Origin of the sequence: Bradyrhizobium sp. HKCCYLRH1034 (assembly GCF_051168375.1) — a bacterium.
In the GTDB taxonomy this organism is placed as follows: domain Bacteria; phylum Pseudomonadota; class Alphaproteobacteria; order Rhizobiales; family Xanthobacteraceae; genus Bradyrhizobium.
In genome coordinates this window covers 72,761-97,560 of the sequence record NZ_JBNPUW010000002.1, presented here as the reverse complement: position 1 = coordinate 97,560, position 24,800 = coordinate 72,761, and the positions used below count along the sequence as shown (strand labels likewise).

Annotated in this window: 28 protein-coding genes and 1 tRNA gene; 17 read left to right on the top strand and 12 right to left on the bottom strand. The window is 65.7% G+C overall.

Features of this window, described 5'->3' with window-relative positions; all coding sequences use genetic code 11:
* The first annotated feature begins 89 nt into the window (after window positions 1-89).
* A complete protein-coding gene (locus tag ACQR0W_RS04275; RefSeq protein ID WP_315707353.1) occupies window positions 90-365 on the top strand; it encodes a helix-turn-helix transcriptional regulator in 276 nt (91 codons plus the stop codon).
* A 218-nt stretch (window positions 366-583) separates the two neighbouring features.
* On the opposite strand, the gene ACQR0W_RS04270 is transcribed toward ACQR0W_RS04275, so the two are convergent.
* Window positions 584-847, bottom strand: a complete 264-nt coding sequence (locus ACQR0W_RS04270) for a hypothetical protein (protein ID WP_315707331.1) — start codon at window positions 845-847, stop codon at window positions 584-586.
* Here ACQR0W_RS04270 and ACQR0W_RS04265 point away from each other — a divergent pair.
* Complete coding sequence (locus ACQR0W_RS04265) at window positions 792-2,462, top strand: recombinase family protein (RefSeq protein ID WP_315714387.1); 1,671 nt, start codon at window positions 792-794, stop codon at window positions 2,460-2,462. The genes ACQR0W_RS04270 and ACQR0W_RS04265 overlap by 56 nt on opposite strands.
* Here ACQR0W_RS04265 and ACQR0W_RS04260 read toward each other — a convergent pair.
* The 5 genes from ACQR0W_RS04260 to ACQR0W_RS04240 form a co-directional block, all read right to left on the bottom strand.
* Window positions 2,419-2,495: transfer RNA gene (locus tag ACQR0W_RS04260), tRNA-Met, on the bottom strand. The genes ACQR0W_RS04265 and ACQR0W_RS04260 overlap by 44 nt on opposite strands.
* 237 nt (window positions 2,496-2,732) lie before the next feature.
* Window positions 2,733-3,089: a hypothetical protein gene (locus tag ACQR0W_RS04255; protein WP_316186733.1), complete on the bottom strand. Its 357-nt coding sequence runs from the start codon at window positions 3,087-3,089 to the stop codon at window positions 2,733-2,735.
* A 76-nt stretch (window positions 3,090-3,165) separates the two neighbouring features.
* The gene (locus tag ACQR0W_RS04250) at window positions 3,166-3,801 is read right to left on the bottom strand and encodes a class I SAM-dependent methyltransferase (RefSeq protein WP_316172598.1); all 636 of its coding nucleotides are present in this window, start codon (window positions 3,799-3,801) and stop codon (window positions 3,166-3,168) included.
* Window positions 3,802-3,828: 27 nt separating this feature from the next.
* Window positions 3,829-5,025 (bottom strand): tRNA 2-thiouridine(34) synthase MnmA, encoded by a 1,197-nt coding sequence (gene mnmA, locus ACQR0W_RS04245; protein ID WP_315714172.1) that lies wholly within the window; start codon window positions 5,023-5,025, stop codon window positions 3,829-3,831.
* A 142-nt stretch (window positions 5,026-5,167) separates the two neighbouring features.
* Window positions 5,168-5,395, bottom strand: coding sequence for a hypothetical protein (locus ACQR0W_RS04240; protein ID WP_316176096.1), 228 nt, complete (start codon window positions 5,393-5,395; stop codon window positions 5,168-5,170).
* Here ACQR0W_RS04240 and ACQR0W_RS04235 point away from each other — a divergent pair.
* The 9 genes from ACQR0W_RS04235 to ACQR0W_RS04195 all read left to right on the top strand — a co-directional run bounded on the left by ACQR0W_RS04235 (window position 5,382) and on the right by ACQR0W_RS04195 (window position 14,179).
* Complete coding sequence (locus tag ACQR0W_RS04235; RefSeq protein ID WP_316176095.1) at window positions 5,382-6,986, top strand: flagellar hook-length control protein FliK; 1,605 nt, start codon at window positions 5,382-5,384, stop codon at window positions 6,984-6,986. The two genes, ACQR0W_RS04240 and ACQR0W_RS04235, sit on opposite strands and share 14 nt — an antisense overlap.
* A 12-nt stretch (window positions 6,987-6,998) precedes the next feature.
* Window positions 6,999-7,697, top strand: coding sequence for a flagellar hook assembly protein FlgD (locus tag ACQR0W_RS04230; RefSeq protein WP_315750102.1), 699 nt, complete (start codon window positions 6,999-7,001; stop codon window positions 7,695-7,697).
* Between the two features lie 249 nt (window positions 7,698-7,946).
* Window positions 7,947-8,222, top strand: coding sequence for a DUF1153 domain-containing protein (locus ACQR0W_RS04225; RefSeq protein ID WP_002714638.1), 276 nt, complete (start codon window positions 7,947-7,949; stop codon window positions 8,220-8,222).
* 335 nt (window positions 8,223-8,557) lie between these two features.
* Window positions 8,558-10,156 carry a flagellar basal-body MS-ring/collar protein FliF gene (fliF, locus tag ACQR0W_RS04220; protein WP_315750101.1) on the top strand — a complete coding sequence of 533 codons (1,599 nt, stop codon included), beginning with the start codon at window positions 8,558-8,560 and terminating at the stop codon, window positions 10,154-10,156.
* Window positions 10,157-10,200: 44 nt separating this feature from the next.
* Entirely contained in the window at window positions 10,201-11,295 is a 1,095-nt protein-coding gene (gene fliG / locus ACQR0W_RS04215) for a flagellar motor switch protein FliG (protein ID WP_315714167.1), read from the top strand.
* A complete protein-coding gene (locus tag ACQR0W_RS04210; RefSeq protein WP_315714166.1) occupies window positions 11,295-11,915 on the top strand; it encodes a FliH/SctL family protein in 621 nt (206 codons plus the stop codon). The genes fliG and ACQR0W_RS04210 overlap by 1 nt, the downstream gene beginning before the upstream one ends.
* Before the next feature lie 29 nt (window positions 11,916-11,944).
* Complete coding sequence (gene fliN, locus ACQR0W_RS04205; protein ID WP_015669138.1) at window positions 11,945-12,292, top strand: flagellar motor switch protein FliN; 348 nt, start codon at window positions 11,945-11,947, stop codon at window positions 12,290-12,292.
* A 53-nt stretch (window positions 12,293-12,345) separates the two neighbouring features.
* Window positions 12,346-13,725, top strand: coding sequence for a sigma-54-dependent transcriptional regulator FlbD (gene flbD, locus ACQR0W_RS04200; RefSeq protein WP_315714165.1), 1,380 nt, complete (start codon window positions 12,346-12,348; stop codon window positions 13,723-13,725).
* An 85-nt stretch (window positions 13,726-13,810) separates the two neighbouring features.
* Entirely contained in the window at window positions 13,811-14,179 is a 369-nt protein-coding gene (locus ACQR0W_RS04195) for a hypothetical protein (protein WP_316186732.1), read from the top strand.
* Here ACQR0W_RS04195 and ACQR0W_RS04190 read toward each other — a convergent pair.
* The 6 genes from ACQR0W_RS04190 to ACQR0W_RS04165 form a co-directional block, all read right to left on the bottom strand.
* On the bottom strand, window positions 14,170-14,325 hold the full coding sequence (locus tag ACQR0W_RS04190; RefSeq protein WP_315714164.1) for a hypothetical protein: 156 nt from the start codon (window positions 14,323-14,325) through the stop codon (window positions 14,170-14,172). The two genes, ACQR0W_RS04195 and ACQR0W_RS04190, sit on opposite strands and share 10 nt — an antisense overlap.
* A 91-nt stretch (window positions 14,326-14,416) precedes the next feature.
* Window positions 14,417-14,992, bottom strand: coding sequence for a flavin reductase family protein (locus tag ACQR0W_RS04185; protein WP_315750098.1), 576 nt, complete (start codon window positions 14,990-14,992; stop codon window positions 14,417-14,419).
* 14 nt (window positions 14,993-15,006) lie between these two features.
* Window positions 15,007-15,867 carry an ATP-binding cassette domain-containing protein gene (locus ACQR0W_RS04180; RefSeq protein WP_315750097.1) on the bottom strand — a complete coding sequence of 287 codons (861 nt, stop codon included), beginning with the start codon at window positions 15,865-15,867 and terminating at the stop codon, window positions 15,007-15,009.
* Window positions 15,868-15,876: 9 nt separating this feature from the next.
* Window positions 15,877-16,683: an ABC transporter permease subunit gene (locus ACQR0W_RS04175; protein WP_315750096.1), complete on the bottom strand. Its 807-nt coding sequence runs from the start codon at window positions 16,681-16,683 to the stop codon at window positions 15,877-15,879.
* Entirely contained in the window at window positions 16,680-17,858 is a 1,179-nt protein-coding gene (gene ssuD / locus ACQR0W_RS04170; RefSeq protein WP_315750095.1) for an FMNH2-dependent alkanesulfonate monooxygenase, read from the bottom strand. The genes ACQR0W_RS04175 and ssuD overlap by 4 nt, the downstream gene beginning before the upstream one ends.
* A 36-nt stretch (window positions 17,859-17,894) precedes the next feature.
* The gene (locus ACQR0W_RS04165) at window positions 17,895-18,851 is read right to left on the bottom strand and encodes an aliphatic sulfonate ABC transporter substrate-binding protein (RefSeq protein WP_315714159.1); all 957 of its coding nucleotides are present in this window, start codon (window positions 18,849-18,851) and stop codon (window positions 17,895-17,897) included.
* Window positions 18,852-19,240: 389 nt separating this feature from the next.
* Between ACQR0W_RS04165 and napE the strand changes: the two genes are divergently transcribed.
* From napE to ACQR0W_RS04135, 6 genes are all read left to right on the top strand, one after another.
* On the top strand, window positions 19,241-19,426 hold the full coding sequence (gene napE / locus ACQR0W_RS04160; protein WP_315714158.1) for a periplasmic nitrate reductase, NapE protein: 186 nt from the start codon (window positions 19,241-19,243) through the stop codon (window positions 19,424-19,426).
* A gap of 16 nt (window positions 19,427-19,442) precedes the next feature.
* Window positions 19,443-19,763 carry a chaperone NapD gene (locus ACQR0W_RS04155; protein WP_315750094.1) on the top strand — a complete coding sequence of 107 codons (321 nt, stop codon included), beginning with the start codon at window positions 19,443-19,445 and terminating at the stop codon, window positions 19,761-19,763.
* A 15-nt stretch (window positions 19,764-19,778) separates the two neighbouring features.
* Complete coding sequence (gene napA, locus ACQR0W_RS04150; protein ID WP_316186731.1) at window positions 19,779-22,283, top strand: nitrate reductase catalytic subunit NapA; 2,505 nt, start codon at window positions 19,779-19,781, stop codon at window positions 22,281-22,283.
* 5 nt (window positions 22,284-22,288) lie between these two features.
* Complete coding sequence (locus ACQR0W_RS04145; RefSeq protein ID WP_315714155.1) at window positions 22,289-22,759, top strand: nitrate reductase cytochrome c-type subunit; 471 nt, start codon at window positions 22,289-22,291, stop codon at window positions 22,757-22,759.
* On the top strand, window positions 22,756-23,418 hold the full coding sequence (locus tag ACQR0W_RS04140; RefSeq protein WP_315714154.1) for a NapC/NirT family cytochrome c: 663 nt from the start codon (window positions 22,756-22,758) through the stop codon (window positions 23,416-23,418). The genes ACQR0W_RS04145 and ACQR0W_RS04140 overlap by 4 nt, the downstream gene beginning before the upstream one ends.
* Window positions 23,419-23,685: 267 nt before the next feature.
* Window positions 23,686-24,795 carry an ATP-dependent DNA helicase gene (locus ACQR0W_RS04135; RefSeq protein ID WP_315733892.1) on the top strand — a complete coding sequence of 370 codons (1,110 nt, stop codon included), beginning with the start codon at window positions 23,686-23,688 and terminating at the stop codon, window positions 24,793-24,795.
* The last annotated feature ends 5 nt before the right edge of the window (window positions 24,796-24,800 follow it).

Sequence of the window (24,800 nt, the reverse complement as noted above, 5' to 3'; positions counted from 1 at the left end):
CCGCCGGCTCTACGCCACGCTTGGCAACGCGCGAACTCTTATTGTCCGCCTGCATCTGTTTGGCCTCTCTGGTCTCACAACACCTCAGAATCGACCAGCGAAGGGCATCACGGCCATGCGCGAACCAGATCATCAGGTTGAAGACCATCCTCACCAGGACCGGGCTGTCCCGGTCCACAATCTACCGCAAGATCGCCGAGGGCACGTTCCCGGCCCAGCTCAAAATCAGCAGCAACGGTTCGGGCTGGCATGAATCCGATATAAACCGATGGATCGCAGATCCAGCCGGATGGCGTGCGGAAGGTCGATTCGAGGAAGCCGCGGTGAGCTCGATTTCCGATCCTTCAACCGGCCGCAGAACGTAAAGACTCGTGCTCTCGTATCCTCACTTCATACACCGCCCACTTTCGATCCCGGACCCTTTCCTTCGCCAGCGCATCCTAAACGGCGAGCGCGTCTCCGATCCTCTTCCGTTTCCGGACACCCCTCTTTTGACTGTGCCGACGGCAGGCACAGTGCCCAAGGTCAAAGCGATCCGCATCCAAACGACGTTTCTGTTCTCGATTCTATCCAATGCTACGCTTCATCGTTCCCCGATCTCGCCTCGGCTCTCCCCGCGCAGCATCCTGTTGAGATGGCGCGACAAAAGACCGGACAGGGATCGCATCGGGCAACAGGCTGTGTTGCCGAAACTGACAATGCCCTGGCCAAATTCGTTGAAGCGCTTGCGATTGCCGATGCGAGGCGCGATCATCTGCGGGAAAGAGAGCCGCTGACAAAATGCCATCTTGATGCGGTCAACTCTCGGTGCCGCAGCAATGGTGTTCATGATGAAGCGCGCAGCCATTTACGCCAGATTCTCGACCGAGCTCCAAAGCGAAAGATCGACTGAAGATCAGATCGCTTTGTGTCGGACCTATGCGGCGCGTCATCAGCTCTCAGTCGTCGCTACGTTCGAGGACAAGGCCCGGTCTGGGGCCTCGGTTTTTGGACGCGATGGCTTGATGCAGCTGATGGATGCTGCACGCCTGCACACATTCGATGTCGTAGTCGTGGAGGCGTTGGATCGGCTCTCGCGCGACATGGAGGATCTCGCCGGAATTCACAAGAGGCTGTCCTTTCAGGGGATCCAGATCCAAGCGGTGCATGACGGCACGGCAGACTCCATCCTGATAGGGATTCGCGGTCTCGTCGGACAGATGCAACGCGAGGATGGCGCGAAGAAAGTCCGGCGCGGTATGGCCGGCGTGATACGCGATGGCCGCCACGCTGGCGGGCGCGCCTATGGCTATCGTGCGGTCGCCGGCAAACCCGGCGAGCTCGAAATCGTCGAGCAGGAGGCCGCCGTCGTTCGGCGCATCTTCGCCGCTTATGCCGACGGACGAACACCTCGCGACATTGCGCGGGATCTCAATCGCGAGGAAATTCGTCCGCCGCGAGGCCCGCGGTGGAATGCATCGACGATCAACGGCAACGCGCAGCGCGGGAACGGCCTCATTTTCAATGAGCTGTATGCGGGTCGCATCGTCTGGAACAAGGTCCGGATGGTCAAAGATCCCGACACCGGAAAGCGGCTGTCTCGGCCCAATCCGCCGGACGAGTGGCAGCGCATCGAAGCCCCCCATTTGCGGATCGTCGAACAGTCCATTTGGGAACAGGCTCATCTGTTGAAGTCGCAGAAGAGCCGTCTCGCCAGCCACGTCAAGCGCCGAACGCCACATCTGCTTTCCGGACTTCTTCGCTGCGGTTGCTGCGGATCCGGCCTGTCGGTGCATGACCGGGACAAAACGGGCAAGACCCGCGTCCGCTGCTCGGCCGTGCGCGAAAGCGGCAGCTGTTCGAACCGCAGAATCTTGTACCTTCGCGACGTCGAAAATCTGGTCCTCAGCGGCATGGCCGAAGAACTGAAGGATCCTCGGCTGATCGAGACCTATGTGCGCAACTATAATCGTGAACGAGAGCGCCTTGCCGGAGACGCCGCCGCAACACGCACGCGCCTGGAGGCGAAGCGCGATCGGATCGAGGGCGAGCGGCAGCGCAACATCGATCTTGTCGTCCGATACGTCATTTCGGAGGACGACGCTCGGCAACGCATCGCCGAGCTCAAAGAGGAGCGAGAGCGGGTAGAGGCGGAACTGGCCGCGCTCGAGGAAGCGCCTGTTCCGGTTGCCCTTCACCCGGCAACCTTGGACCGATATGTCGCAACCGTCGATGCGCTAGCGGAAACCTTGGCGGACCACGCCATTGCCGAGGACGACCGAGGCACGCTCATCGACGATTTCCGGGCTCTCGTGCACAGCGTCACGATTTACCCGAAGGGACCCAGGGAAGGATTTGAGATCGAAGTGAAGGGAAAGCTAGCTGCTTTACTCGGGAAAGGAGTGTTCCCAGACGGCAGCTACAATAGTGGGTCACGCGTGGTAGCGGGGGAGGGACTCGAACCCCCGACCCCAGGATTATGATTCCCGTGCTCTAACCAGCTGAGCTACCCCGCCACGATGTTCGATCAAGGCAAGACCGGTCGAAGCGGGCGCCGGGCCTTGTGAACGGGCGGCATATAAGGAGGCGTCTCCGCCCCTGTCAAGCAAAGCTCGCGGGCAGCAGCGGTTTTCACACCAGGGGATTTCCGGACGACTCTCCAAGGCCTTGCGCATGTATCCGCCGCTCGTCGAGGGCCACAGGCCGATGTGTGCGCCAAGAGCGACGGCTCGGCAATGCAGATCACAAGAGGCTCATTTCGGCTGCACGTTCGGATTGCCGCCGGGGCTGCCGGGCGGCGGGATCACCGGCGTCGTGCCGCCCTCCGGGGTCGGCGCGTGCATCTCCGGATCGACCCCGCTCGGCGGACACAACACACCGTTGGTCTTCGCCAGCTTGTCGCCGAGCGGCTCGCCGGCACTGCCGGTGGTGATGCCGTCGGGCGTCGCCGTCGCGCGGGCATTCGGCGCACAGGCGGCATTCGCGTCGGGGGCCGGCGCCGTCGCCTGCGGAGGTGTGGCCGCCGTCGGCGGCGCCTGGGCGTGGGCCGCAGCCGCGGCCGCGGCCGAGACCAGTGCCAAGGAGAGGAACAAGGATTGCCTGATGCTCATGGCGGGGCAACGCAAACCCCGCGTTCGCGTTCCGCGCGGATGGCGTGGCAAAGCGCACGGCCAGAGGATCTGGCGGTCAGCCCTTGCGGTAGCGAATGAGCGAGAAGTGTCCGAGCGGTGGCATCGGCCGGCGCTCGGCCAGCGTGACGCCGCCATGCTTTGCGGCCCAGTTCACCAGCCGGGCCCAGGGGAACTCCGGCCGCCAGCCGAGCCGGCGCGCGATCGGCGCGAAGGCGAGCTCGAAGATGCGGCGCGGGCCGCTCTCGGCGCCGATATGGTTGACCAGGATCAGCTCGCCGCCCGGCTTCAGCACGCGGATGAAATCATCGAGCGTCGCTTCGGGATCCGGCACCGCGGTGATGACGTATTGCGCGACCACCGCGTCGAAGAAATTGTCGGGAAACGCGAGATGCTTCGCGTCCATCACCGCGAGCGTCTCGACGTTGAAGAGCTTCAGCTCGCGCACGCGGGCCTGCGCCCGCCGCAGCATCGGCTCGGAGATATCGACGCCGCAGATCTTCGTGGTCCGGGCATAGTCCGACAAGGACAGACCGGTGCCGACGCCGACGTCGAGAATGCGGCCGCCGATGCGATCGGCTTCCGCGATGGTCGATTGGCGGCCCTGATCGAAGACCTTGCCGAACACCAGATCGTAGATCGGCGCCCAGCGCTCATAGGCCTTTTCGACCCCCGCGCGGTCGATGTCCCCCATGCCCCTGCCCCGAATGATGGATGCTGATCAGCCGCGGACCGGCTCGGCCACGCGCTGCGGCCTGATCACGTTGCCGCCCAAGCTGCTGCTTTCCGCAACGGCGCTCTGGATGAAGCCGCCACCGAGCACGCGGGCGCGGCCGGACGCGGCATCGTAGAACACGCAGGCCTGGCCCGGCGAGACGCCCTCTTCGCCGGCGACCAGCTCGACCTCGTAACGGCCGTCCGCACCGCGCAGCCAAGCCGGCTGCGGCGGCCGCGTCGAGCGCACCCGCACGAACAATTCGAGGCCCTCGCGCGCGGCGGCGTCGAGCGCGCCGTCACCGATCCAGTTGACCTCGCGCAGCGTGATGCGATGCGTGCGCAGCGCCTCGCGCGGGCCGACCACGACGCGGCGGGTGGCGACGTCCAGCTTGACGACGTAGAGCGGCGCGCCGGCAGCGATGCCGAGGCCCTTGCGCTGACCGATCGTGTAGTTCGCGATGCCCTGATGCACGCCGAGAACGCGGCCATTGAGATCGACGATCTCGCCCGGCTCCATCGCGTTCGGGCGCAGCTTGCCGATGATGTCGGTGTAGCGGCCGGTCGGCACGAAGCAGATGTCCTGACTGTCGTGCTTGTCGGCGACCTCCAGTCCGAAGCGGCGCGCGAGCTCGCGCACCTCCGGCTTGGTCATGTCGCCGAGCGGAAAGCGCAGATAATCGAGCTGCTCGCGCGTGGTCGCGAACAGGAAGTAGCTCTGGTCGCGATCGCTGTCCGCCGCGCAAGTGAGCGCGCGCGATCCGTCCGCCAGCCGCCGCGAGGCGACGTAGTGGCCGGTGGCGAGCACGGAGGCGCCGAGCTCGCGCGCGGTCTTCAGGAGATCGCCGAACTTGATGGCGCGATTGCACTCGATGCACGGCACCGGCGTTTCGCCCGAAGCGTAGCTGGCGGCGAAATTGTCGATCACCGACTCGCGGAAGCGGTCTTCGTAGTCCAGCACGTAATGCGGGATGCCGAGGCGCTCGGCGACGTTGCGGGCATCGTGGATGTCCTGGCCGGCGCAGCACGCGCCCTTGCGGTGCGTCGCCGCGCCGTGATCGTAGAGCTGCAGGGTGATGCCGACGACGTCGTAGCCTTCCGACTTCAGCAGCGCGGCCGTCACCGAGGAGTCCACGCCGCCGGACATGGCGACGACGACCCTGGTGTCTTCAGGACGGCCTTCGAGATCGAGACTGTTGAGCATGATCCGGTCACTGCGATCGCGGCGTCAGGCAACGGGTTCCCGGCGCGGGAACGCCTCGCATGCGCCGTCTTTGCGGATGGCTTGCTTCGGGCGATCTCCGGACAGGATGTCCTGATCGGAAACAACACGAAAGCATCTGTCTCTAATATAGGCGCACTTCCTGCGAAGCAATTGCGCCGGTCGCAGATGCCGGCGGCAAATCTTGCCGGCCGGGCAGAAATGGCGAGGACGCGGCGGGGGATCCGCGCCGCGATCGATTCCATAAGAAATTGAATTTATTGACTATTTTCAGTTGCGCCGGCTTGGCCCGCTCCTTGCTGAACTGCTTGGTCGAGTTCATCGCGAGAGGGTCCAAGGTGTTCAGCGTCACGTCAGACATCCAGGCAGGCACGGTTCTCAAGACCACGGCGCCGAGACAGTCCCGTCAGGACGCTCCGCAGCCGTCCGACAGCTTCTCGGCGCTGGTCGACGCCGCGACTCCGGATCCGTCGACAGCGTCGCCGCCCACCTCCGCGTCGCCGTCACCGCGCGCCGGCAGCGCTTCCACCCCGAGCCGCGAGCCGGCGCGGGCCGGCGACGCCGATCGCACCACCCAGGCCAAGTCGCAGGACAAGCCGGCGGACAAGGCCGACGGCAGCACTGCGGGCGCCGACGCCAGCGGTCCCGATACCACGGCTGACGCGACCACCGGCACGCCGACCAAGACCGATGCGGCCGGGACCGCCGACGGAAAGACCAGCGACGGCAAGACGGGCGACAAGAAGGACGGCGATCAGGCCAGCACGGATGCGAGCGCTGCGACGACCGCTATAGCCGAGCAGACCGTGGCCGTGCCGACGCCGGTCGCCGTCGTCATCCAGCCCGACATCACCCTCACCAACCCCGCCACCGGCGATGGCACGGCGGGCGGCGACGGCAAAACCAATGCGCCCGGCGCGACCGCGCCCGTCGGAGCGGCCGGTGTTGGCCCGCAGGGCTCGGTCGATGCCGCGGCAGGTCTGCTGGCGGCCGCAGCCAAATCCACCGGGGCGGCCAAGGATGCCGACGGCGCCGGATCAACCGCGACGGCGCCCGAGACGGCAGCGGCGACCTCCGGCGACGCTGCCGCATCTGCCGATCAGACCTTCACCGCCGCGCTCGATGCGGCCGTTCCCGGCAGCACCAAGACGACGGGCAAGCCGGGCACCCAGACCAAGACGGGGCTCGCCGACGGCGCAGCCGGCAAGGTCACCGAACCGGGCAATGGCAACGTCCAGTCCACTCAGCAGCCGGGCCAGGACGCGCTCGCGCAACAGCCCGCTGTTGCAGCCAAGCCGGACTCCGTCGAGGCCGGCGACGGGAAGGCGAACGGCAATTTGCAGGCACCGGCCTCACATGATCGCAACGCCGCGCCGACGACCAGCCAGACCAACGCGCCGGCGCCCGATCCGAGCGCACAGGCCACGGCCGCCGCGCAGCCCCAGCTGTCCACGCCGGCCGCATCGACCAGCCAGATCACCGCGGCCAACCTGACCGCGACCGCCGCCACGGCGGCCGCTGTGCCGCTTCATGGGCTTGCCGTCGAGATCGCAGCCTCGGCGCTCAACGGCAAGAGCCGCTTCGAGATCCGACTGGATCCGGCCGAGCTCGGCCGCATCGACGTCCGCATCGACGTCGACCGCAATGGCCAGGTGACCTCGCATCTGCGGGTCGAGAAGCCGGAGACGCTGGCGATGCTGCAGCAGACGGCGCCGCAGCTCCAGCAGGCGCTGCAGGACGCCGGCCTCAAGAGCAACAACAGCGGATTGCAGTTCTCGCTGCGCGACCAGAACTCGTCCGGCCAGAATGGCGGCGATTATCAACAGAATGGCAACGCACAACGCCTGATCGTGACCGAGGACGAAAACGTCCCGGTCCAGCTCGCCGGACGGTCCTATGGACGGATGTTCGGCACGCAAGGCGGCGTGGATATCAGGGTTTAACAGGAGGCTTCCATGGCAATCGGCGACGCGATCACGTCAAGCCCGCCAGTCTCGGGCACGACCAACACCAATTCGTCAACCGGCAACAACAGCCTCGGCTCGAGCACAGGCTCGACGATTGCCGGCAATTTCCAGACCTTCCTGACGCTGCTGACGACGCAGTTGCAGAACCAGAATCCGTTGGATCCGCTGGACACCAATCAGTTCACCCAGCAGCTCGTGCAGTTTGCCGGCGTCGAGCAGCAGCTCAAGACCAACGACCAGCTCGCATCGCTGCTCACGATGCAGCAGGCGACGCAGGCGACCCAGGCGCTGGCCTTCGTCGGCAAGACCGCCGTGGTCAGCGGCTCCACGACGACCATGGCCAGCGGAAAGGCGAGTTGGGACCTCAGCATCCCCAAGGACTGCAACCTCACCGTCAACATCACCAACAGCGTTGGCCAGACCGTCTTCACCGGCAAATATACCGCCAGCGCCGGCAACAATCAGACCTACAACTGGAACGGCCAGGGCAATGACGGCACCCAATGGCCGGACGGGCAGTACAAGATCACGACGGTCGCGACCGATGTGACCAATGGCAGTCCGGTGGCGATCTCGACCCAGGTCCAGGGCACCGTGTCCTCGGTCGACCTGACCCAGCAGCCGCCGTTGCTGACGATCGGCGGCCAGACCTACACGGTGAACCAGATCCAGCGGATCGTGAGCTAGCTCCCACCCCATCTGAACCGATCCCGGCTGGACTTGAACAAGCTCAGCCGCCGCGGCGACCTGTCAGCGTAAGCGCCGGAAATTCTTAACCAATCATTCACCACGATTCCGCTCCCGGGGCGCAGCGCCACCGGAAGTGGCGGCGTTCGCGCGCAACGCCGGATTCGCGCCCTCGGCTTAGGCAAATTTTAAGCGAGGCGGCGTAGGGTCTTACCGTGAGTTCAGTGGTTAAGAGTTTGTGAGTACGCCATGACAGAACCCCATCGCCCGAGGGTGAAATACGTCATCGGGCCTGACGGCAGCCCACTCACCATCGCGGATTTGCCTGCGCCAGGCACCAAGAGGTGGGTCATTCGCCGAAAGGCTGAAGTCGTTGCCGCCGTTCGCGGCGGCTTGCTGTCCCTCGAGGAAGCGTGCAGCCGCTACACCCTGACCGTCGACGAATTCCTGTCGTGGCAGTTCTCGATCGACCAGCACGGTCTCGCCGGCCTGCGCACCACCCGAATTCAGCAATATCGCCAATAGATCGTTGCCGACGCGACGGGATTTCTTCGAAAATCGGCTTGGCCCTGCCAAGCCGATTTTTTGCATGTCTACACTTTGTTAGGACCCTTTAACCACCGTTAACCATATCGAAACCTTCCCATAGGCAATAATTGCCCAGTGGTTCGATTCAACCTCCGCGCCCCGTCCCGCGAATGGCGGGGCAGCGGCCGACATCGGATCGCCACCTGGAATGCGGGTGCTGGTGAAGGTTAAGGATTGAATTTCGCGATCGATGCAACCGGCCGTAAAGGCCCGCGAAGCTCAAATCACCTTTCAGCGGCCACCCGTCGAATGCCGAACTATGGGGCAGTTGCTTGCAAGGTCTCTTGGACTTCCTGAAGGGTTTGGGCGCCGCGCGGCTCACCGCCATGATCGCAGTCACCGCTGCCTTAATCGGCTTCTTCGGCTTCGTCATCATGCGCGTGACCGCGCCGCAGATGACCACCCTCTTCACCGACCTGACGATGGAAGACTCCTCCAGCATCATCAAGGATCTGGAGCGGCAGGGCATTCCCTTCGAGATGCGCAATGAAGGCAGCGTGATCCTGGTGCCCAAGGACAAGGTGACCCGGCTGCGCATGAAGCTCGCCGAGGGCGGCCTGCCCAAGGGCGGCGGCGTCGGCTACGAGATCTTCGACAAGTCGGACGCGCTGGGCACCACGAGCTTCGTCCAGAACATCAACCATCTCCGCGCGCTCGAGGGCGAACTCGCCCGCACCATCCGCGCCATCGACCGTGTCCAGGCGGCGCGCGTCCATCTCGTCCTGCCGGAGCGGCCGCTGTTTTCGCGTGAGACCCCGGAGCCGTCCGCCTCGATCGTCGTGCGCGTGCGCGGCACCCTCGAGCCGGCGCAGATCCGCGCCATCCGCCACCTCGTCGCCTCCGCCGTCAACGGCCTGAAGCCGCAGCGGGTGTCGATCGTCGACGAGGCCGGCCAGCTGCTTGCCGACGGCACCCAGACCGACATCGACCAGCAGGTCGGCGACGAGCGCCGCAACGCCTTCGAGAAGCGGATGCGCAAGCAGGTCGAGGACATCGTCTCCTCGGTGGTCGGAGCGGGCCGCGCCCGCGTCCAGCTGTCCGCCGACTTCGACTACAACCGCATCACCCAGACCTCCGACCGCTACGATCCGGAAGGCCGCGTGCTGCGCTCGAGCCAGACCCGCGAAGAGCAGTCGGCGACCAACGAGAACAACGGCCAGGTCACGGTCAACAACGAGCTGCCGGGCAACCAGCAGAACGCGCCGCCGCAACAGCCGCGGGACCAGAGCAAGAAGACCGAAGAGACCAACAATTACGAGATCTCCCGGACCACCAAGACCGAAGTCACCGAGGCCGGACGGGTCAACCGCATCTCGGTCGCGGTTCTGGTCGACGGCGCCTACTCGAAGAACGAAAAGGGCGAGCTGGTCTATCAAGAGCGCAGCAAGGACGAGCTCGACCGCATCGCCGCACTGGTCCGCTCCGCCATCGGCTTCGACCAGAAGCGCGGCGACCAGGTCGAGGTGGTCAACCTGAAATTCGCCGACGCTCCCGCCGTGCCGCAGATCAACGAGCCCACCGGCTTCCTCGGCATGCTCCACTTCACCAAGGATGACGTCATGTACGTCATCGAGCTCGCGGTGATGATGCTGCTCGGCATCGTGGTCGTGTTCATGGTGGTGCGGCCGCTGGTGAAGAAGATCATCGCCAGCGAGGAGATCGCCGCCCCGGGCGGCGGCCTGCCGGCCCTCACCGACGAAACCATCCAGGCAGCCGCTCACGCCCAGCAGACCGCCAACATGATCGACGTCGCCCAGGTCCAGGGCCAGGTCCACGCTCAGTCCGTCCACCGGGTGGGCGAGCTGGCCGACCGCAACCCGGGCGAAGCCGCCGCCATCATCCGCCAGTGGCTCGCCGAGCCGCAGAGCTGACCCGATCGACGTGAACCGCCTGAACTGAAAAGAACGTAGACGCCATGTCGCTGCCGCAGACCCAGAACGCCAACGCCAACAACAACGACATTTCCACGGTCATCGCGACCTTGGCGAGCCGCCAGGCGCAGCGCGAGAAGACCGAGCCCTTGAGCGGCCCACGGCGCGCCGCCGTGATGATGCTCGCGCTCGGCGAGCAGTATGGCGGCAAGATCTGGCAGCAGCTCGATGACGACGAGGTGCGCGAACTGTCGCTGGCGATGTCGACGCTGGGAACCATCGAAGCCGACGTGGTCGAGGACCTGATGCTCGAATTCGTCTCGCGCATGTCGGCCTCCGGCGCGCTGATGGGCAATTTCGACGCCACCGAGCGCCTGCTGCAGCAATACCTGCCGCCGGAGCGCGTCAACGGCATCATGGACGAGATCCGCGGCCCCGCCGGCCGCAACATGTGGGAGAAGCTCTCCAACGTCCAGGAAGAGGTGCTCGCCAACTACCTCAAGAACGAATATCCGCAGACCATCGCGGTCGTGCTGTCCAAGCTGAAGCCGGAGCATGCCGCCCGCGTGCTCGCGATCCTGCCCGAGGACATGGCGCTCGACGTCATCGGCCGCATGCTGCGCATGGAAGCGGTGCAGAAGGAGGTCATCGAGCGCGTCGAGCAGACCCTGCGCGTCGAGTTCATGTCGAACCTGTCGCAGACCCGCCGCCGTGACGCCCACGAGGTGATGGCCGAAATCTTCAACAATTTCGACCGCCAGACCGAGACCCGCTTCATCACGTCGCTCGAGGAAGAGAACCGCGAATCGGCCGAGCGCATCAAGGCGCTGATGTTCACCTTCGACGACCTGATCAAGCTCGATTCCGCCTCGGCGCAGACCCTGCTGCGCAATGTCGACAAGGACAAGCTCGGCGTGGCGCTCAAGAGCGCCAACGAGGAGGTCCGCAACTTCTTCTTCGGCAACATGTCGTCGCGCGCCGCCAAGATGCTGCAGGACGACATGGCCGCCATGGGGCCGGTGCGGCTGCGCGACGTCGACGAGGCGCAGGCCCTGCTCGTCAATCTCGCCAAGGACCTCGCCGCAAAGGGCGAGATCATGCTCAGCAAGAACCGCGCCGACGACGAACTGGTGTATTGATGGCTCAGCCTGCGAAATTCCTGTTCGATACCGACTTCGCCGCGCCGGAGAAGACGACGCGGGAGCGTGCGGCAACGTCCGCGGAAATCGCACAGAAGGTCGCGGCCGCCGAAGCCGCCGCCTATCGCAACGGCTACGAGGCGGCGCAGCGCGAAGCCAAGGTCGAGGCCGACCGCCGCGTCGCCTCGGCGCTGGAGCAGATCAACATCCAATTGCAGGGCATCTCCGCCCGCTTCGAAGGCATCGAGCAGCGGATGGAAACCGAGGCCGTCGATGTCGCGGTCGCCGTCGCCCGCAAGCTGTGCGCGGCGCTGGTCGAGGCGGAGCCGCTCGGCGAGATCATTGGACTCGTGCACGACTGCTTCGCGCATCTGGTTGCCACGCCGCACCTCGTGCTGCGCATCAACGAGACGCTGTACGAGCTCGCCCGCGAGAAGATCGAGAAGCTCGCCAAGCAGAGCGGCTTCGAGGGGCGCCTCGTGATACTCGCCGAGCCGGAGATCGCGACCGGCGACTGCCGTATCGAATGGGCCGATGGCGGCGTCGTGCTGGAGCGCGCTGCGATCGACGCCAAGATCAACGAGCTGGTCGGACGCTACATGGCGTCCAAGAAGAACTAGGCCGCTGTGGTGGCCGAGGGAGTTAAGTCATGAGCGACAACGAGATCCCGCTTCCCGACCTCAATGCGGCGGACGCGCCTCCGCTGGGTGGGGACGTCGGCTACAACGAGGAAGAGCATGCCGCGCGCATCGCGGCCGACCTCGAGGCGGTGTTCGACGTCCCGGTTCAGGTCTCGGCCGTGCTCGGCCGCTCCAAGATGGATGTCGGCGAGCTCCTGAAGCTCGGGCCCGGCACCGTGCTCGAGCTCGACCGCAAGGTCGGCGAGGCGATCGACATCTACGTCAACAACCGGCTCGTGGCACGCGGCGAGGTGGTTCTGGTCGAAGACAAGCTCGGCGTGACGATGACCGAAATCATCAAGTCCGACCGCAACTGACAGACATGACCTGCGTGCCGATCGAGAGCGGCACGACCGAATAGGAGACCAACATGCGGCTTCTCATCGTCGGAACGCTGAAGGGCCAGCTGACGACGGCCACCAAGATCGCCATGGAGAACGGCGCCACCGTCACCCATGCCGAGGACAACGAGCAGGCGATGCGGGTGCTGCGCGGCGGCAAGGGCGCCGACCTGCTCCTCGTCGACGTCGCGCTCGACATCCGCGACCTGGTGATGCGGCTCGATGCAGAGCACATCCACGTGCCGATCGTCGCCTGCGGCATCACCAGCGATGCACGCGCCGCGGTCGCCGCCATCCATGCCGGCGCCAAGGAATACATTCCGCTGCCGCCGGATCCCGAACTGATCGCCGCCGTGCTCGCCGCCGTCGCCAATGACAGCCGCGACCTCGTCTATCGCGACGAGGCGATGGCGAAGGTGATCAAGCTCGCCCAGCAGATCGCCGGCTCCGATGCCTCGGTGATGATCACCGGCGAGTCCGGCACCGGCAAGGAGGTGCTGGCGCGCTACGTCCACACCCGCTCGGCCCGCGCCAAGCGTCCCTTCATCTCGATCAACTGCGCCGCAATCCCTGAGCACCTCCTGGAGTCCGAGCTGTTCGGCCATGAGAAGGGCGCCTTCACCGGGGCCGTCGCCCGCCGCATCGGCAAGTTCGAGGAGGCCAATGGCGGCACGCTCCTGCTGGACGAAATCTCGGAAATGGACGTGCGGCTTCAGTCGAAGCTCTTGCGCGCCATCCAGGAGCGCGTGATCGACCGCGTCGGCGGCACCCGCCCCGTCCCCGTCGACATCCGCATCATCGCGACCTCCAACCGCAACCTGGCCGACGCCGTGCGCGAGGGCTCGTTCCGCGAGGACCTCTTGTTCCGGCTCAACGTCGTGAACCTGAAGATCCCTCCCCTGCGCGAGCGCCCCGCCGACATTCTCGAGCTGGCGCAGCATTTCGCGCGCAAATATTCCGAGGCCAATGCCGTACCGCTGCGGCCGATCTCGGCGGAGGCCAAGCGCATCCTCACCACCAACCGCTGGCCGGGCAACGTGCGCGAGCTGGAGAACACGATGCATCGCGCGGTGCTGATGGCGCAGGGCGACGAGATCGGGCCGGATGCCATCCTCACGCCCGACGGCACCCGCCTCGACATCGGCAAGACCCAACCCGCCGTAGCGCATGCTACGATGGCGGCGGAGCAGGTCACGCGCGCCTTGGTCGGCCGCACGGTCGCCGATGTCGAACGTGACCTGATCCTGGAGACCCTGAAGCACTGCCTAGGCAATCGGACACATGCGGCCAATATCTTGGGCATCTCGATCCGCACGTTGCGCAACAAGCTCAACGAATATGCCGACGGCGGCGTGCCGATCCCGCCGCCGGGCTCCGGCGATACGCCGCGCATGCCGAGCCCCGTATAATCTGCCTATCCGGTTCGTTCTCGGCGGCGCGCTGGCCCTCGGCGCGCCGCTTGCCGTTTCGCCGGCTGATGCCGCAACGCGCGGCGTGCTGTCAGGCTGCTGGGAGCAGACGTCGCACGCGCCGCTCGTCAATCCGTCGTCGGGTCAGGAATGGGGCGCCCGGAGCTGGTGCTTCGCAGGCAAGGGCAAGCTGATCTCGCGAACGGTTGCCTGTGGCAGGGAGGGCTGCGACGGTTGGGACAACGAACGCAGCTATCGCTGGCGGCCGCCCACCCTGTCGCTGTCCGATGTCGAGACGTCGCCGGATGGCGGACACATCAAAGTGTGGCGCCGCTGCCGCGTGCAGTTTCTGACCGACGATTGGATGCAGCTACAGGACTGTGAACAGTCCCCGGATCCATGGGTTCGCGAGAATACGCCGGCGCGTCGTCGCCGGGCACAGCCTTACGAATAGTTCGGCGCCTCGGGATTGCGGAAGATGTGAATGGGATCGCCGGGCGTGAACTCGCGTTGCGTCAGCACGGCATAGGCATAGAGCGCGAGATACAGGATCGCGGCCGTGCCGATCACATAGAGCGCCCAGGTTCCGATCCGTTTCATCAGCTCCGCCGCAAACACCGCCTCAAGGCCGCGGTGCTTTTACGGCGTCCAGCTTCGGGACGCCACCCTGCGGCCAACCGCCGCTCACCGCCTATGGCTCGTCCTGCGGATCGGGCCCGCCGAGGGGGGCGAGCCGGGCCACGTCCGCGTCGCGGTCGACGTGCACATAGCCGCCATGCCAATATGCCAGGGCTGCCGATTGCGGCGCCACCTCGACATGCACCACGCGGCCGATCACGATGCCATGAGAGTGCCGCTCGATGATCTCCTCGACCTCGCAGTCCAGCGCGGCGAGTGCCCCGACCAGGAGCGGCACGCCGGTCACGTGCTTGCGCCACTCGGCGCCGGCGAACCGCTCGGCGCCTCTGAGACCGCCTTTACCCGAGAACCGCTCGGCCACGCCGATCTGGCCCGCGGCGAGCAGATTGGCGCCGAAAACGCGCTCCCGCTGCAGGATCGGCCATGACGAGGCGTTCCGATTGAGGCTCACGATCACGGACGCCGGCTCGATGGAGAGCGATGACAGCGAACTCACCGTCATGCCGGTGACCTCATCGCCGCGCCCGACGGTGATCACGCTCACGCCGCCGACCAGCTGGCGCATCGCGGAGCGGAAATCGGGCTGAAGCGCGGTGGCGTCGGGCATGAGGCGGACGATGGAGTTCATTGCGATATTCTCTCCTAACCCGCCGCGCCCGGTCCAAGCAACTGGCCCAGGATCGAGCCTTCCTGCGCCGCAAGCTCCGCAGAGCCACGCTGGCGCGGGCGCGGCAGATCGACCACGATATCCTCGGCGATCCGGCCATTCTCGATGACCAGAACCCGGTCGGCCAGGGCCACGGCTTCCGCCACGTCATGGGTGACCAGGATTGCGGTGAAGGTTTGATCGGCCCAGACCCGCTCCAGCAGCCGCTGCATCGCGATCCGCGTCAGCGCATCGAGGGCGCCGAGCGGCTCGTCGAACGCCAGCAGGCGCGGACCGCTGACGAGCGCGCGCGCCAGCGCGACGCGCTGCTTCTGGCCGCCGGACAGCACCGCCGGCCATTGGTCGCGCTTGTCGGCGAGACCCACTTCCTCCAGCGCCTGCCGCGCGCGCTCATGGGCGCCGGCGGCCTTGCGCTCGCGGCCGAGGCCGACCTCGACATTGCCGAGCACCCGCGCCCACGGCAGCAGCCGCGGTTCCTGGAACATGACGCGGACGTCCTCGGGCCGCGCCGCGGCTTCACCGAAGCTGATGCTGCCCGACGTCGGCTTGTCCAGACCTGCGATCAGGCGGAGCAGCGTGCTCTTGCCGCAGCCACTCTGACCGACGATCGCCACGAACTGACCGCCCGGAATCTCGAGATCGATGCCGCGCAGCACCTCGTTGTCGCCGAACGCCTTGCGAAGGTCGCGGATCACCAGCGGCAGGCCGCGCGTCGCGGGTTTGGCCGGGGTCACGCCGGGCTTCCTCGCGTGGCGGAAGGCCTCGGCATGCCCGATCACGTCAGTGCCGTCGATCGCCTCGACGCCGGACACGGGAATTCGGAGCGCTTGCTGCATTTACGAACCTCAATGTTTGCTGAAGGCCGGATGCCAGGACAGCGTCGTCCGTTCCAGCACCCGCGAAGCGCTGTCGGCGACCTTGCCCAGCAGGGCGTAGATCAGGATGGAAAGCACGACGACGTCGATCTGCATGAACTCGCGCGCCTGCATCGCCATGTAGCCGAGGCCCGAAGAAGCCGCGATCGTCTCGGCGACAATCAAGGTGAGCCACATGATGCCGAGCGCGAAGCGCAGACCGACGAAGATCGACGGCAACGCACCGGGGAAGATCACGCGGCGAAACAGTTCGCCGTCGGTCATGCCGTAGACGCGACCCATTTCAATGAGTTGCGGATCGACGGTGCGAATCCCGTGCAGCGTGTTGAGGTAGACGGGGAAGAACACGCCGAGGGCCACCAGGAACAGTTTTGCGCTCTCGTCGATGCCGAACCACAGGATGACCAGCGGGATCAGCGCCAGATGTGGCACGTTGCGCACCATCTGCAGCGTGGTGTCCGTCAGTTTCGCCGACAGCTGCGACAGGCCATTGGCGAGCCCGAAGGCGAAGCCGATGCCGCCACCGATCAAGAAGCCGATCGAGGCGCGCCAGAAGCTGACCCAGATGTTGCGGCCGAGTTCGCCTGATAGCAGCAGCTTCCATCCGGCGCGTGCGACGTCGGTCGGCGCCGGCAGTACCCGCGGCGACACCAGGCCGGCGACCGAGGCCGCCTGCCAGATCAGGATGATCGCGAGCGGCACCAGCCAGGGGATCAGCGCATCCGCGCGCGGCACCACGAGCTTGCGGACCTTGGGAAGACTTTCGATCAGGCTCATGACTGCGAGGCTCTCTGCAACGGACGATGCTCGTTGGCGATGGTCTCACCGAATGGGCCGGTGTTGGTGCGCAGTTTGGTCACGTTGCCGGCCTGCTCGGACACGTTCAGCCCAAGCTTGGGAAACACCAGCTCGGCGAAGCGGTAGGCTTCTTCGAGATGCGGGTAGCCGGACAGGATGAAGGTGTCGATGCCGAGCTCCTGGTACTCGCGGATGCGCGCCGCGACCGTGTCGGGATCGCCGACCAGCGCGGTGCCGGCGCCGCCGCGGACGAGGCCCACGCCAGCCCACAGGTTCGGGCTGATCTCGAGCTTGTCGCGCCGGCCGCCGTGCAGCTGCGACATGCGCTGCTGGCCGACCGAATCCATCCGCGCAAAAATCTTCTGTGCCGAGGCGATGGTGTCGTCGGTGACGTGCTTGATGAGGTCGTCGGCGGCGACCCACGCCTCCGCGTTGGTCTCGCGCACGATCACATGCAGGCGGATGCCGAACGACAGCCTGCGGCCACGGCTGTCGGCGACTGCTCTCACCTTGGCGATCTTCGCCGCGACATCTGCCGGCGGCTCGCCCCAGGTAAGATACTTCTCGACCGTATCGACGGCGACGTCGATGCCGGCATCCGACGAGCCTCCGAAGAACAGCGGCGGGCGTGGCGACTGCACCGGTGGGAACAGCAGCCGGCCATCCTCGACCTTGATGTGCTTGCCGGCGAAGTTGACGGATTCGCCTTCGAGCAGCGCGTTGTAGACGGTGAGAAACTCGCGGGTGACCTCGTAGCGCTCCTCATGCGACAGGAAGATGCCGTCGCCCTTGTTCTCGACCGGATCGCCGCCGGTGACGACGTTGACCAGCAGGCGACCGTTGGTGACGCGGTCGAGTGTCGCGGTCATGCGCGCGGCCACGGCCGGCGATTGCAGACCCGGACGCACCGCGACGAGATAGCGCAGCTTCTCGGTGAATGGCGCCACGGCCGACGCCACGATCCAGGAATCCTCGCAGCTGCGTCCCGTCGGGATCAGCACACCGTAATAGCCGAGCTGATCGGCGGCCTGCGCCACCTGGCGCAGATAGTTGAAGTTGACCTCGCGGCCGCCTTGCGAGGTGCCGAGATAGCGGCCGTCGCCATGGGTCGGCAGGAACCATAGCACATTGGGCTTCGACGAAGCGTTGCTCATGTCGTTCTCTTTCGGATTTGAGTGGCGGGACAGCCGTCAGGTGGACGGCGTCCATTTCCAGACGATGTCGGCGACGTTGACGGCTTTGGGAATGAGGCCGACACGGGCGAAGCGGTCGGCGACGGCCTGCTGGCTCTTGATCACTTCGTCGTCGATCGGCACGACGCTATAGACCGAGCGGTCGACGAAGCGCTTGACCGCCTCAAGATCGACGCCGGTGGCCTCGGCCTGCGCCTTGGCGACCTCCTCGTGATGGCTGTTGGCCCACACGCCTTCGGCGGCGAAAGCCGCGTTCAGCCTGGCGACGACGGCAGGATACTTTTCGACGAAGTCGGAGCCGACGATGTAGAATGAGTTCGGCTTGTGGACATCCTTGTCCCACACGATCACGCGCGCATTCTCCTTGAGCTCGGCAAGCGCGAGATACGGATCCCAGATCGACCAGGCATCGACCGAGCCTTTGACGAAGGCGGCGGTGGCATCGGCGGGCGCGAGCGGCGCCGGCGTGATGTCGGTCCAGGACAGGCCCGCCTTCTCCAGCGCGGCGACCAGGAGATTGTGCGCGCTCGAGCCCTTGCCGAAGGCGACGCGCTTGCCTTTGAGATCGGCGAGCGACTTGATCGGCGAGTCCTTGGGCACGATGATCGCCTGGCTGCTGCCGTTCTGCTTGACGGCCGCCGCGTAGCGGATCTTGGCACCGGCGGCCTGCGCGAAGATCGGCGGCGCGTCGCCGACATAGCCGAAATCGACGCTGCCGACATTGATGGCCTCCAGCAGCGGCGGGCCGAACTGGAAGTCGACCCAGACGATGTCGATGCCGACGGGCTTGAACGTATCCTCGATGGTGCGGCGCGCCTTCACCGCCGGGAAGAAGCCGCCCTTCTGGGTGCCGATGCGGATCTCCTTCGGCTTGTCCTCGGCGCGCAGCGGCGCCGCTGAGGCCATCACCGCAGCCGATGCCAACGACAATTTCAGAAAATCACGACGCTTCATTGCCCTCTCCGACCAAGACTGCATCCGCATTGATGCGATGCACGGAATGATGGTGGCAGGCGCAACGCGTGTCGAGCGTCCCGGAAAAATAGCGATGCGGGTCCTATCGGCTTACGGCCGGAGGGGATGTTCGTATCGAGACCGCGGCGCAGAGCAGCGAGAATTTCTCGCAAGCAAAGCTGCGATCACGCGTCTTCACAGCCCGTCAACCAAGAGCTCAGTGGGGACCGGCGCGACTCCGCTCTGGCGGTGCGCCGGTGTGCGCGGGGTTCCGCCCGCTTGATCCAGGTCAACGCCGGTTTCCGGAGCCTTCTTAAACATAAGATCAGGCGCGGCCCGGATGCCGCAATCCCTCCTGAACTGAACCTCCCCTAGCAGAGAATTCTCTCATGTCGCTCGTTGGCGGCGATGCGAACGCGCGTGCGCGTCGCAGACGCATGGAAATTGTTGCCTTCCTGTTTCTCACCGCTGTGCTGATGCCCGCGCTCGCGGTCGCCACCGTCGGCTCCTACGGGCTCACGGTCTGGGTTTACCAGATGATGGCCGGGCCACCCGGGCCGCCCGCGGCGCACTGATCGGAAGGACCCCGCCATGCTCTCACACCGCACCTCCCTCGACCGCCGTGCTCTGATCACCGGCCGAGTCCTCACCGCCGATCCCGTCGTCGCACCGGCCAAGGGCGAGATCGCCAGCATCATCGTGCAGACCCGGCCCGAGCAGCTCGACCGCGTCGAAGCCGACATCCTCGCGCTGTCCGGCTGCGAGATTCACGGCCGCGACGCACGCGGCAAGCTGATCGTCGTCGTCGATGCGCCCGATGCCGGCGCGCTCGGCGCCACCATGAACCGGATCGGCCTGCTGCCGCACGTGCACTCCGCCTGCCTCGTCTTCCACGCCATCGACGCCGGCTAATCACACGAGACACCAATGACCGACATGAAGATCGATCGTCGCCAGATGCTGAAGCTGGAAGCCGCCGCGATTGCCGCGGCCGCCGCCGGCATGCCCGGCAGCTCGCTTGCGGCGAACCTCGTCACCGAGCGCGAAGCCAGCGAGCTGAAATGGGACAAGGCCGCCTGCCGCTTCTGCGGCACCGGCTGCAGCGTGATGGTCGCGACCAAGGACAACCGCGTCGTCGCCACCCATGGCGACATCAAGGCCGAGGTCAATCGCGGCCTCAACTGCGTCAAGGGCTACTTCCTCTCGAAGATCATGTACGGCCATGACCGCCTGACGCATCCGATGCTGCGCAAGACGAACGGCAAGTACGACAAGAACGGCGAGTTCACCCCCGTCTCCTGGGACGAAGCGTTCGACGTCATGGCCGCGAAGTACAAAGACGCGCTGAAGAAGCGCGGTCCCTCCGGCGTCGGCATGTTCGGCTCGGGACAGTGGACGATCTGGGAAGGCTACGCTGCGTCAAAGCTGTTCAAGGCCGGCTTCCGCTCCAACAACATCGATCCGAATGCGCGGCACTGCATGGCCTCGGCCGTCGCCGGCATGATGCGCACCTTCGGCATCGACGAGCCGGCCGGCTGCTATGACGACATCGAGGCGACGGATGCGTTCGTGCTGTGGGGCTCCAACATGGCGGAGATGCATCCGATCCTGTGGAGCCGCGTCACCGACCGGCGCCTGTCGGCGCCGCATGTCAAGGTCGCTGTGCTCTCGACCTTCGAGCATCGCTCGTTCGACCTCGCCGACATCGGCATGGTGTTCAAGCCGCAGACCGATCTCTATCTCCTCAACGCGATCGCCAACCACATCATCAGGACCGGCCGCGTCAACAAGGAGTTCGTCCAGGCGCATACGGTGTTCAAGAAGGGCCAGACCGACATCGGCTACGGCCTGCGCCCGGAGCATCCGCTGCAGAAGAAGGCCACCGGCGCAGCCAAGGCCAACGACGCCACCGACATCTCGTTCGACGAGTATGCCAAGTTCGTCTCCGACTATACGCTGGAGAAGGCCGCCGAGATGTCCGGCGTGCCGCTGAATCGGCTCGAGGCGCTGGCCGAGCTCTATGCCGATCCGAAGACCAAGGTGGTCTCGTTCTGGACCATGGGCTTCAACCAGCACACCCGCGGTGTCTGGTGCAACAACCTCGTCTACAACATCCATCTCCTGACCGGGAAGATCGCAGAGCCCGGCAACAGCCCGTTCTCGCTGACCGGCCAGCCCTCGGCCTGCGGCACCGCGCGCGAGGTCGGCACCTTCTCGCACCGCCTGCCCGCCGACATGGTCGTCACCAACAAGGAGCACCGAACCAAGGCCGAGCACATCTGGCAGTTGCCGGAAGGCACGATCCCCGACAAGCCGGGCTATCACGCCGTGCTGCAGAGCCGGATGCTGAAGGACGGCCTGCTGAACGCCTATTGGGTGCAGGTCAACAACAACCTGCAGGCCGGCCCCAACGCGAACGAAGAGACCTATCCGGGCTTCCGCAATCCGGACAATTTCATCGTCGTCTCCGACGCCTATCCGTCGGTCACCGCGCTCGCCGCCGATCTCATTTTGCCGACGGCAATGTGGGTGGAAAAGGAAGGCGCCTATGGCAATGCCGAGCGCCGCACCCAGTTCTGGCACCAGCTCGTGTCGGCACCGGGCGAGGCACGCTCGGATCTCTGGCAGTTGATGGAGTTCTCCAAGCGCTTCAAGATCGAGGAGGTCTGGCCTGAGGAGCTGATCGCCAAGAAGCCCGACGTGCGCGGCAAGACGCTGTTCGACGTGCTCTACAGGAACGGCCAGGTCGACAAGTTTCCGCTCGACCAGATCGAGCCGGGCTATGCCAACGACGAGTCCAAGGCGTTCGGCTTCTACGTCCACAAGGGCCTGTTCGAGGAATACGCCTCGTTCGGCCGCGGCCATGGCCATGACCTGGCGCCGTTCGAGGCCTATCACCGGGAGCGCGGCCTGCGCTGGCCGGTGGTCGACGGCAAGGAGACGCGCTGGCGGTTTCGCGAGGGCTCTGATCCTTACGTCAAGGCCGGCACCGGCGTGCAGTTCTACGGCTTCCCCGACGGCAAGGCGCGCATCTTCGCTTTGCCCTACGAGCCGCCGGCGGAATCGCCCGACAAGGACTATCCGTTCTGGCTGTCGACGGGACGCGTGGTCGAGCATTGGCATTCCGGCACGATGACGCGCCGCGTGCCCGAGCTCTACAAGGCGTTCCCCGAAGCCGTCTGCTTCATGCATCCGGACGATGCCGAGGCCGCGAACTTGAGGCGCGGTGACGAGGTCAAGGTCGCCTCGCGCCGCGGCTTCATCCGCGCCCGCGTCGAGACCCGCGGCCGCGACAAGCCGCCGCGCGGCCTCGTCTTCGTGCCGTGGTTCGACGAGTCGAAGCTGATCAACAAGGTGACGCTCGACGCCACCGATCCGATCTCGCTGCAGACCGACTACAAGAAATGCGCCGTGCGCATCGAGCGGGTGTGACCATCATGATGAGAAAAATCGCTGTCATGCTGATCGCGGCCAGCGTTGCGGCCGGATCGAGCGCCCTGCTCGCCCAGAGCGTCTCGTCCTCGCTGCGCGGTCCTGCGCCGCTCAACGACGAGGGTCCTGCGCCGCCGATGCAGCCGATGAAGAACACCGCCGAGAAGGAGGTGCGCAACTATCCGGAGCAGCCACCGGTGATTCCGCATGCCATCGACGGCTATCAGGTCGACATGCAGGGCAACAAATGCCTGTCCTGCCACGCCCGGGCGCGCACGGCGGAGTCGAAGGCGCCGATGCTGTCGATCACCCATTTCATGGATCGCGACGGCCAGTTCCTGGCGTCGGTGTCGCCGCGGCGCTACTTCTGCACCCAGTGCCACGTGCCGCAGAGCGTCGCCAATCCGCCGGTCAGCAACGACTTCGTCGACATCGACACGCTGCTGGCGCACGACAGGCCGGGGGGCAAGCGATGAGCAGCGCCGACATCCCGGAGGGCGCCAAAGCGCCCGTCCCCGAAAAGCGGCTCGGCCTTGCCGGCCGCGCCTGGCAGTTCATTCTCGACCTCATCGACGTGCTGCTGAAGCCGAGCTCCGTGTTCGGGCTCGGCGTGCTGGTGCTCGCCGGCTTCCTCGCCGGCGTCATCTTCTGGGGCGGCTTCAACACCGCGCTGGAGATCACCAACACCGAGAAGTTCTGTACCGGCTGTCACGAGATGCGCGACAACGTGTTCGCCGAGCTGAAGACGACCGTCCACTTCTCCAACCGCTCCGGTGTGCGCGCCAGCTGCCCGGACTGCCATGTGCCGCACAACTGGACCGACAAGATCGCGCGCAAGATGCAGGCCTCCAAGGAGGTCTGGGGCCATCTGTTCGGCTCGATCGACACCCGCGAGAAGTTCACCGACCGAAGGCTGGAACTGGCGTTGCACGAATGGGCGCGCTTCAAGGCGAACGACTCGCTCGAATGCCGCAACTGCCACAGCGCGCAGTCGATGGACATCACCAAGCAGTCGCCGCGCGCCGTCGAAGCCCACCAGCGCTTCCTCTTCACCGGCGAGAAGACCTGCATCGACTGCCACAAGGGCATCGCGCATCACCTGCCGGACATGCGCGGCGTCCCGGGCTGGCAGTAGGCCTCCTCTGGAGGGGAACGAGCGATCGCCGCAGGCACGCTGTGCCCCCTCCCCCGCTTGCGGGGGAGGGCTGGGGGTGGGGGGCGCCACACGGGCAGTCCCGCCGGAGCGTTCCCCCACCCGCATCGCATCTTCCGATGCGGTGCGACCTCCCCCGCAAACGGGGGAGGCGTGGACCCATTCACATCGAGCGCTTGATCTCTCCCCGTCAGCCCTTAGGTTCACGGAATGTCCCCGAGTCGCCGCGCGGCTCCATTTCGTTGAGCCATGACCACCTTCTCCCCGCATCAGGATTCCGCCCTCAAGGCCGTCGGCGACTGGCTGAAAGCCAAGCCAGGCAAGAACGGCACGCCGCAGGTGTTCCGGCTGTTCGGCTATGCCGGAACCGGCAAGACCACGCTGGCCCGCCACATCGCCGAAGACGTCGACGGCGAGGTCAAGTTCGCGGCCTTCACCGGCAAGGCGGCGCTGGTGATGCGCAGCAAGGGCTGCGACAATGCCTCCACCATCCACTCGCTGATCTATCGCGCGCAGGAGAGCGGCGAGGAGCAGCCGAACTTCGAATTGTGGGACGACGCGCCGGCGTCCAAGGCCAAGCTGATCATCATCGACGAATGCTCGATGGTCGACGCCGATCTTGGCCGTGATCTCCTGTCCTTCGACTGCCCGTTGCTGGTGCTCGGCGATCCCGCGCAGCTGCCGCCGGTCAAGGGCGGCGGCTTCTTCACCGAGAGCGAGCCCGACGTGATGCTCACCGAGGTGCATCGCCAGGCCAAGGACGATCCGATCGTGCGGATGTCGATGGACGTGCGCGAAGGCAACACGCTCGACATCGGCCGCTACGGCGAGAGCGAGGTGGTGGAGCGCCGCGAGCTCGATCCGTCGCGCGTGATGGAGGCCGACCAGGTGCTGGTCGGCCGCAACGCCACCCGCCGCGCCTACAACAACCGCTTTCGACAGCGCCTCGACATCGAGGACGCCCTCCCCGTCGCCGGCGACAAGCTGGTCTGCCTGCGCAACAACCGCAAGAAGGGCCTGTTCAATGGCGGGCTATGGCGGGTGAAGTCGCGCGCGACCTCGAAATCCAAGATCGTGACGATGCGGGTCGCGCCCGACGAGGATCTCGGACGCAAGGTGACGAAAGTCTCGGTGCGCGGCGAATGCTTCGGCGGCGGCATCGAGGACATCCCGTGGGAGCAGCGCAAGCCTTACGACGAGTTCGACTACGGCTACGTGCTGACCGTGCACAAGTCGCAGGGCTCGCAATGGGACGACGTGGTGCTGTTCGACGAGAGCTTTGCCTTCCAGGAGAGCCGCGCCCGCTGGCTCTACACCGGAATCACACGGGCCGCGAAGCGGCTGTCGATCGTGGTGTAACGCCG

Coding starts and splice junctions, on each gene's coding strand:
- ACQR0W_RS04265 (WP_315714387.1), top strand. CDS start 792: ATGCGGTCAACTCTCGGTGCCGCAGCAATGGTGTTCATGATGAAGCGC.
- ACQR0W_RS04270 (WP_315707331.1), bottom strand. CDS start 847: ATGGCTGCGCGCTTCATCATGAACACCATTGCTGCGGCACCGAGAGTT.
- ACQR0W_RS04255 (WP_316186733.1), bottom strand. CDS start 3,089: ATGAGCATCAGGCAATCCTTGTTCCTCTCCTTGGCACTGGTCTCGGCC.
- ACQR0W_RS04250 (WP_316172598.1), bottom strand. CDS start 3,801: ATGGGGGACATCGACCGCGCGGGGGTCGAAAAGGCCTATGAGCGCTGG.
- mnmA (WP_315714172.1), bottom strand. CDS start 5,025: ATGCTCAACAGTCTCGATCTCGAAGGCCGTCCTGAAGACACCAGGGTC.
- ACQR0W_RS04230 (WP_315750102.1), top strand. CDS start 6,999: ATGGCAATCGGCGACGCGATCACGTCAAGCCCGCCAGTCTCGGGCACG.
- ACQR0W_RS04225 (WP_002714638.1), top strand. CDS start 7,947: ATGACAGAACCCCATCGCCCGAGGGTGAAATACGTCATCGGGCCTGAC.
- fliG (WP_315714167.1), top strand. CDS start 10,201: ATGTCGCTGCCGCAGACCCAGAACGCCAACGCCAACAACAACGACATT.
- ACQR0W_RS04210 (WP_315714166.1), top strand. CDS start 11,295: ATGGCTCAGCCTGCGAAATTCCTGTTCGATACCGACTTCGCCGCGCCG.
- fliN (WP_015669138.1), top strand. CDS start 11,945: ATGAGCGACAACGAGATCCCGCTTCCCGACCTCAATGCGGCGGACGCG.
- flbD (WP_315714165.1), top strand. CDS start 12,346: ATGCGGCTTCTCATCGTCGGAACGCTGAAGGGCCAGCTGACGACGGCC.
- ACQR0W_RS04190 (WP_315714164.1), bottom strand. CDS start 14,325: ATGAAACGGATCGGAACCTGGGCGCTCTATGTGATCGGCACGGCCGCG.
- ACQR0W_RS04185 (WP_315750098.1), bottom strand. CDS start 14,992: ATGAACTCCATCGTCCGCCTCATGCCCGACGCCACCGCGCTTCAGCCC.
- ACQR0W_RS04180 (WP_315750097.1), bottom strand. CDS start 15,867: ATGCAGCAAGCGCTCCGAATTCCCGTGTCCGGCGTCGAGGCGATCGAC.
- ACQR0W_RS04175 (WP_315750096.1), bottom strand. CDS start 16,683: ATGAGCCTGATCGAAAGTCTTCCCAAGGTCCGCAAGCTCGTGGTGCCG.
- ssuD (WP_315750095.1), bottom strand. CDS start 17,858: ATGAGCAACGCTTCGTCGAAGCCCAATGTGCTATGGTTCCTGCCGACC.
- ACQR0W_RS04165 (WP_315714159.1), bottom strand. CDS start 18,851: ATGAAGCGTCGTGATTTTCTGAAATTGTCGTTGGCATCGGCTGCGGTG.
- napE (WP_315714158.1), top strand. CDS start 19,241: ATGTCGCTCGTTGGCGGCGATGCGAACGCGCGTGCGCGTCGCAGACGC.
- ACQR0W_RS04155 (WP_315750094.1), top strand. CDS start 19,443: ATGCTCTCACACCGCACCTCCCTCGACCGCCGTGCTCTGATCACCGGC.
- napA (WP_316186731.1), top strand. CDS start 19,779: ATGACCGACATGAAGATCGATCGTCGCCAGATGCTGAAGCTGGAAGCC.
- ACQR0W_RS04145 (WP_315714155.1), top strand. CDS start 22,289: ATGATGAGAAAAATCGCTGTCATGCTGATCGCGGCCAGCGTTGCGGCC.
- ACQR0W_RS04140 (WP_315714154.1), top strand. CDS start 22,756: ATGAGCAGCGCCGACATCCCGGAGGGCGCCAAAGCGCCCGTCCCCGAA.
- ACQR0W_RS04135 (WP_315733892.1), top strand. CDS start 23,686: ATGACCACCTTCTCCCCGCATCAGGATTCCGCCCTCAAGGCCGTCGGC.